Origin of the sequence: Enteractinococcus helveticum (assembly GCF_020742345.1) — a bacterium.
GTDB lineage: Bacteria > Actinomycetota > Actinomycetes > Actinomycetales > Micrococcaceae > Yaniella > Yaniella helvetica_A.
On record NZ_DYXC01000154.1, the window covers coordinates 1 to 7466 of the forward strand.

Here is a 7466-nt window from a genome sequence, read left to right on the forward strand (position 1 = left end):
TCTGGCAGACATCGTGAAACATCTGGGCGTAACTATTTATGAAAACACCCCGGCAAACGAGATAGCCCCCAAGACAGTACGCACTCCTGGCGGGACGATTCGTGCTAATAATGTCATCGTGGCAACCGAAGGATTCACTTCACGCATCCCACAGTTGCGACGAAACGTCGCCCCTTTACACTCGTTAGTGATCGCCACGGAACCGCTGTCGGCCGATCAATTGAGCCAAGCCGGAATTTACAGCCGAACTGCATTCAACGATATGCGCAATATGCGTATTTATGCCCAACAGACTATTGACAACAGGATTGTCTTTGGCGGCAGGGGTGCACCATATAATTTTGCGTCCAAGATCGCCGCAGACTTCGAGCGTAACCTAGCGATCCACGAAAAAATCGCCGCCACCATGTTGGAGTTCTTCCCATCCCTTGAAGGTGTACAAATCACACATCGCTGGGGTGGAGCCCTGGGGGTCCCACGCGACTGGCATCCATCCGTTACCCACAACCGCAGTACCGGCATGGGGTGGGCTGGATCATATGTCGGTGACGGCGTGACCACTTCTAACCTTGCTGCCCGTATTCTACGTGACCAGATTTTGGGCATTGATTCGCCAGAATCTCGACTGCCCATTGCCAACCACGCGTCACCGCGGTGGGAACCAGAACCGCTGCGCTGGATCGGTATCAACGCGGGCCTTCGGGCCGCAAGCCTTGGAGACACCGAAGAAAAACTGACCGGCTCTCCATCACGCATCGTCAAAACACTTGAAGCACTGACAGGAGCACACTAATGAACTCATCATCAACGGTCACAACCGCAATGACCAAAATTTCGGGTGCCAGTATCGCCAGTCAGCTCACGCCTGCCGGACAGCGCGCTGGAGCAGACAGCGGCGATCCGCAACATCGCACCTTTGTTGCAGACCATCAAGCCCAAGGCAACATCGGATTTTGGGAATGTCAACCAGGGGGTTGGCCGGTCATCGACCGCGACGATACCGAAGTCGCCTACATCCTATCGGGCACCGGAACTATCACTGATGATGCCACTGGTACCACTTACGACATCGGCATGGGTGACTTGGTCATCCTACCGGTCGGCTGGTCTGGCCGCTGGGATATTAGTGAAACCGTCACCAAAGTTTATGTCATTTACTAAGCCGCTCACCCCCACCAAAACTTGCACGCTGGAGGCACATCATGTTCGGACTTCCTTGGGAAACCACACTCATTATGGGAGGAGGCATCCTTTTTTGGATTGCATACACATTGGTGTTCTATTTCAGAACCAAAAACTGGAGTATTGAGGACGCCGACTACGATCAAGCGGCCCCGAACGCTGGTGAGGAGAAGAAATCATGAGTATTGAGCTGATTTTTCTACTGATCTATTTTGCTGCAGTCATCTCCATCGGCCTGGCCGTCGCCAGACGCTCCTCGAAAAACGAAGAGGGCTTCCTTCTTGGCGGCCGCTCACTGGGTGCACCCGTTACCGCACTGCGTCTGCAGTCCACATCAATGTCAGGCTACATGTTCCAAGGTGCAGGAGGTCTAGGCTACCAGCAGGGTTACTACTCAATGTGGTATGCCCTCGGTGATTTGGGTGGCGGTGTTATCAACCTGTCAATTCTGGGAAGACGTATGCGCAAGTTGTCGCACATGCTGGGGTCCATGACTTCAATTGGATATCTGGAAAACAGGTACCCATCACCAGCTGTTCGACTGGTCGCAGCCCCTATCGCGTTATTTTCGATGTTTTTCTACGTGCTGGCACAACTGCTGGCCGGGGGACAGGGTCTATCCATGGTCACCGGCTTGGATTTAAACCTATCGCTAATCGTCGCCATCGGCATTATCCTGATTTATACTTTCTTGGGCGGCTACTTGGCCGTGGCATACTCGGGATTCCTGCAAGCTATCATCATGGTGCTGGGCATGATATGGATCCTGGCCGCAACTCTGAACCACGTTGGCGGTTTGACTGCCGGACATGAAGCGCTGGGTGCTCTCAACAGCAACCTACTAACCATGTGGGGCGCCGAAGGGCAATACCTAGGCCAGTGGGGCATCATTATCGGTGCAGTGTTACTCTTCGCAGTCGGTGGTATGGGTTGGCCGCACGTAACGGTGGGCCACATGAGTATGAAACGCTCGTCGATTGCTCGTGACGCTTCCTTATATGCGACCGGATTCAATTTGTTGTTCATCCCTTCGGCGTACCTGATCGGTATGATGGGCTTGCTCATCGTGCCAAATCTGGACAACCCAGAGATGGCAATCATGAAAATCGCCTCCACCGTGTTGCCCCCATTTGCGGTTGGACTGGTTATGGCCGCTATTATGGCCGCTATCATGTCGACAGCAGACTCTCTGCTGCTGCAAACCGGGACTATTGCCGCGCACGACCTCATTGGCCGCTTCTTGAAACGCAATATGGATGAACGCACTGCAGTCAAAGTTTCGCGGTACACGATTCTGGTCGTGGCACTGGTTGGTTTGACTTTTGCTCTCATCCGCCCACCCGGCGTCTTCGAAATCGTGGTCTTTGCTACCTCTGTACTGGGTTCTGCATTTGCCCCAGCCTATGTGTGCGCGGTCTGGTGGAAGAAAGCTAATGCGCCTGGGGCAATAGCTTCGATGATTTCTGGCTCAATCGGTGCTATAGCTGCTCAACTGATGGGTCTGTCTGATTCCATTGGTCTAGACCCAATGCTGGTTGGGATTGTACTGTCAATCATTGCAATCATCGTCGTATCGCTCATGACACAGAAATCTCACCCGTTGCCACCAGAGATCGTAGAAGCGGTCGAGGAGACCAACCGCATCCGCCGCATCCCGGCCAGTTTAGCCATCATGCAGGACACCGCGCTGTCATCCCAACGTCCAATCTTGGAAGACGAAACTCTGGCACGCGCCAACAGTAAGGACACGGCATGACGCTGATTGCACGCCATGACACTACAGTCACACAAGACACGATATTGCCAGCGTGGAAACTGAATGTTAGTCGTGACGACGCGCTGAAATGGGTTCGTCGCAAGCTCCCCAAAGCACGTAATATCTCCAGCTCGCTCTACTATCATCCGATGCTAGGTTGTGAATTCGACTGGCACGGCCCGCGCGACAAGCTGCTCAAGATCAATATCCTTGTCGACATGGTTTCAGGGCGTGCATTCGCTGCTGCCCCGTGGACCGATAAGAGCTTCAGCGCTGTAGAGACTGAACTGCAGGCAGACAACGCCCACATCATCAGTACCCCTGAACCTCGTATCGACATAACAATGGCACACCAAACAGCACGGTCAGTCGCGCAAGTGTTAGTAACCCGAAAGCGCCGTTTCGGCGGGGTTGGCACCCTCGATAAGCACACACGTGACGTGCAATTCCTGAAACCCAACTGGTGGATTACCGGCGTTCACCGGGGTCTTGATTTAGAACTCATCTTAGATGGTGTGACCGGGAAACATTACGTGTTCTCCGGCTGAAGTCTCAGCAAGGCTGTTACTTTCTTTCATGACGTGATGCGCTATGCCTCTGCAGATTTTCTCCCACGGGGTCTTAAATAGATTAGGCGATGGTTTCCAACTCTTCATGAGACCAACCTGTTGTGGCTTTCGGATTGTCCGGTCGTGAATGATTCAGAAGAGCTATTGCGGGAGATCTCTGGTGTAGACCGGTCAAGCCGGCATTACCAGCAAACTTATTAAAAAGCTGTGGCTGCGAACCGTTTTGGTTGGCAGCCACAGCTGTTCTAGGAGGGGTTAGGAACTAGTTGTTTTGTTCCTGCCACTTGGAAGCACATTCGATACCAGCATCAACCGGGTTATCTGGTGATTCCAGGCCTTCATAGGTTGAAATGTATTCTTCGAGGTAGGCTTCGGCATCATCAAAGTTGTAGTCAGCCATGATGTCCAACCAGGCTTCTTGCGCGCCCTCGGCAGCTAGTTCGCGCCATTCTTCAGTTTCGGCGTCGTCCCAAGTGTGGAAGCTTTCCACGTCAGGAGAGTCGAGCATGCCCTGGCAGATGCCTTCAAGCTCACGGTTTGCGATCTCAATGGTGCGGCCTTCATTGAACTCACGAGTGACGCCGTCAACAACTTCCTGCAGTTCTGGGGTCAAAGATTCGTAGGAGTCTTTATTCCACCACATGCCGTAGGCGGTGTACTGGCCCAGACCTGGGTCGGCCCAGTAGGGGAGTTGTTCTGTGACTTTATAGTTGACGCCGAAATCCAAGGAAGCGGCAACAGAATCGATCACACCGCGCTGCAGAGATTCGTAGGTTTCTGCAGCGGTGATCGCGTTGACGTTGACGCCGGCGGCTTCCAGTGACTTCTGGGTGACCGGGCCGGCAGCACGGGCCGAGAGCCCTTGGACGTCGTCGATAGATTCAACGGGTTCTTTGGAACCAATGAGCAGGGCGCCAACTGGCCAAGTGGAAATGTATTCCAAGTTGGCTGATTCCAGTTGTTCCTTGGCTGGTTCGTAGTTTTCATGAAGTTCGTATAGCGACTGGACGGCGGCCTGGATGTCGTTGTTCAAGAAAGTGATCGACATGACCGACAGGGTCGGCAGCAAGTGCGGGGTGTAGTCAGTGACAGTGATACCTAGATCGGCGCGACCGTCACGAACACAGTCGGCGACTTCGTTCATGTCACATAGGGCTTCGAAGCTGGTGCGCTCGAAGGCAATGGCGCCGTCGGAGGCTTCTTCAACGGCGTCCATGTATTCTTCGGCAATCTCATGGTGTTGGGTGCCTTCCAGTGCACCGTTGGCCAGAGTGAATTCGAAGGTTTCTTCGGCTCCGCCACCTTCGACGACGCCGTCGCCACATGCCGTTAGTGCCAGGGCACCGGCGGCAGTCAGGGCTGCGACCTTGCCAAGGCGTGATGTGAGTGATGTTTTCATTGGTTTCTAACCTTTCTAGTGTTGAACCAGGCTGGGCAGGAACAAGATGATGTCCGGGATGAAGAAGAAGATGCCGATCAGCACCAGGTCGATGAGGAAGAAGGGCATGATGCCGCGGAACACGGTTTCGGATCGGATGCCGGTGGTGCCGGCGACGACGAAGGCGTTGATGCCCACCGGTGGGGTGACCATGCCGATTTCGATGAATTTGACGATCAGGATGCCCAACCAGATGGGGTCGAAGCCGAATTCTAGGGCAACGGGCAGTAGTAACGGCACTGAGATCATCAGTAGCGATAACGATTCCAGCACCATGCCCAGTGGGACCAGGCTGAGCAACAGGATGAGCATGACCATGGTGGGGGACATATTCCAGGACAACACAGCGTCGGTGATCATGTTCGGTACCCGGGCGGCGATGAAAAACGCGGTGAGGATTCCGGAGCCGATGACGATGAAGAACACCATGGCGGTGGTGGAGGCGGTGGATTCCAGGGCGCCTTTGATACCGTCCCAGATGCCTTTGGCGCCTTCTTTGCGTAGTTCAAATAGCAGGATCAAGACGGCGGCGATGGCACCGAAAGCTGCCGATTCGGTGGCGGTGAAGATACCCGAGTACATACCGCCTAACACGATGGCAAACAGGATCACGACATAGACCAGCCCGCGCCAGGGCAGTTTGGCCAGCGGGGTGTGTTCTTTGTGTTGCGTGGCAATGTCGGTGGCTTGGCCCAGGGCGTCTTTGACGCTGGTGGCATCCGAGACGATGTGACCTTTTTGCTGCATGCGCCAGCCGGCAAACATGATCCACAGCGCATAGGCAATTGCCGAGATGATCCCGGGCACAATACCGGCGGCCAGCATTTCGGCCACCGAGACTTGGGCCAGGATGGCATAGAGGACCAAGAAAGTGGACGGTGGGATCATCGAGCCCAGAGTTCCGGCAACCGCCACCAGGGCGGTGGCCATGGCCGCAGGGTAGCCTGCGGCGCGCATTTCACCAACCGACAACCGTGCCATCGTGGCTGCCGTGCCAATGGATGAACCCGATACGGCCGAAAACCCAGCAGATGCGGCAACGGTGGCAATACCCAGCCCACCTGGGAAACGCCCCAACACGCGGTCAGCAATTTTGAACACGTATTCTGCGACATGGGCCCGCACGGCGAACATCCCCATGAGAATGAACATCGGGATAATAGTCAGCGAGAACGTGGCGGTTTGGGAAAACGGGATGGCACCAAGTTCCAGTGTGGTGTGATTGAATCCGCGCAATAGGAGGAGGCCAAGGGCTCCGGCAACCCCCAGGGAGACGGCCACGGGCACCCGCAATAGCAGCAGGGCCAGCATCAAGACTAAAACAACAACGATTACTGCACCAAGTGTCATCGGTTGTGCTCTCCTTGGGTGGTTGGACGGTCGCTTGCTGGATCATCGGCAAGGGGCGGTTTAGTGGCAGCACCATCAGGTTGGAGGGTTTCGTCGGCCAGGGCGGCTTCGACCTCGTCGGCAAAGCCCATGGGCTCTTGACCCTTGAGGGTGCGGATCAGGTTGACTACCGCCACGATGAACAACGAGATGATCCCAATGGTCAACACCCACCGCATCGGATACATCGGCCACTGGACCAGTCCAAAACGAGTTTCTGTCGAGGCCCATGAATCCATCGACCGCAGGATGTTGGCATATCCCAGCCACGCGGTGTAGACGGCCACGACCAGCCACACAAAGATATTGACGATTTTGGCCAACCGCGGCCCGAAGCGGTCGGTGACCAGTGTCACGGCTACGTGCTCACCATTGACCCCGGCCCAGGCCAGGCCAAAAGCCACAGCCGTGACCATTGCCGTTTCGGCGATCTCGATCATGCCGCCCAGGGACGCCCCGGTAAAGTTACGTACGAACACGTCAATCGCGATCGCTATAACCATCACCACAATGGCAACCGCTGACAGCACGGCAAGCGTACGGGCTATACCGCGAATCAGTTTTTCCATGATGAATTTCCTTCATGTGCTCGAGTTCTTCGTGCCCCAAAAGACAAATCTGCAGGTGATCGTAGCTTGACGCACGAAGTGCGGTGAGTTATTTCACAGCAAACCTGAACTTTGAAAAATCATATACGAAACTAGGTTGGCGTGCAGCCAAGTCCACTCTTATAGGGGCGTTGGCTTCGTCGTCCCGCCCGCAAAGAGAGGCGAGTCACACTGGCCGCCGTGCTTTATGATGCGTTGGTGTGCAGGCTGCTTTCTCTTGAACCCGCGCCGTCGTGCGGCTTTCGCCTCGTTGCACCTGCAATTATTTATTGCAACCTTCAATTATTTATTTCCACATGTTTTCTGTCAGCATAAGTTCGAGTTGTGACGCCGTGCACCGGTTGCCTCGGCGGTCAATACGACGCAGGTGACGGAAGTCATTCGCAATCAGACCGCGTGCGTCGTCATTTGGTAAACTCTGGTTGTAACTGTTCTCGACCCAAAACTTTCGTGCTTTCGGGTGCGAGAACCTTTCTATGTTGTGGGTCGGTGCAACGCCGTCCCCTTGGGAGAAAAGAATTTTA

At 54.7% G+C, this 7466-nt stretch carries 8 protein-coding genes; 4 read left to right on the plus strand and 4 right to left on the minus strand.

The window, feature by feature from the left end; genetic code table 11:
* From K8V32_RS13435 to K8V32_RS13450, 4 genes are all read left to right on the plus strand, one after another.
* On the plus strand, window positions 1-793 hold a 793-nt coding region (locus tag K8V32_RS13435), incomplete at its 5' end, for an NAD(P)/FAD-dependent oxidoreductase (protein ID WP_303908520.1).
* Window positions 793-1161: a cupin domain-containing protein gene (locus K8V32_RS13440; protein WP_303908523.1), complete on the plus strand. Its 369-nt coding sequence runs from the start codon at window positions 793-795 to the stop codon at window positions 1159-1161. The genes K8V32_RS13435 and K8V32_RS13440, both read left to right, overlap by 1 nt.
* Window positions 1162-1360: 199 nt before the next feature.
* Window positions 1361-2938 carry a sodium/proline symporter gene (locus K8V32_RS13445; RefSeq protein ID WP_303908526.1) on the plus strand — a complete coding sequence of 526 codons (1578 nt, stop codon included), beginning with the start codon at window positions 1361-1363 and terminating at the stop codon, window positions 2936-2938.
* Entirely contained in the window at window positions 2935-3486 is a 552-nt protein-coding gene (locus tag K8V32_RS13450; protein WP_303908529.1) for a hypothetical protein, read from the plus strand. Before K8V32_RS13445 ends, K8V32_RS13450 begins: the two co-directional genes overlap by 4 nt.
* A gap of 283 nt (window positions 3487-3769) precedes the next feature.
* Here the strand turns inward: K8V32_RS13450 and K8V32_RS13455 are convergent, their stop codons facing one another.
* From K8V32_RS13455 to K8V32_RS13470, 4 genes are all read right to left on the minus strand, one after another.
* Entirely contained in the window at window positions 3770-4906 is a 1137-nt protein-coding gene (locus K8V32_RS13455; protein WP_303908532.1) for a TRAP transporter substrate-binding protein, read from the minus strand.
* A gap of 15 nt (window positions 4907-4921) precedes the next feature.
* Window positions 4922-6295, minus strand: coding sequence for a TRAP transporter large permease (locus K8V32_RS13460; RefSeq protein WP_303908535.1), 1374 nt, complete (start codon window positions 6293-6295; stop codon window positions 4922-4924).
* Window positions 6292-6903: a TRAP transporter small permease gene (locus K8V32_RS13465; protein ID WP_303908537.1), complete on the minus strand. Its 612-nt coding sequence runs from the start codon at window positions 6901-6903 to the stop codon at window positions 6292-6294. The genes K8V32_RS13460 and K8V32_RS13465 overlap by 4 nt, the downstream gene beginning before the upstream one ends.
* A 325-nt stretch (window positions 6904-7228) precedes the next feature.
* The coding region (locus tag K8V32_RS13470) for a hypothetical protein (RefSeq protein ID WP_303908539.1) at window positions 7229-7466 on the minus strand (238 nt) is incomplete at its 5' end.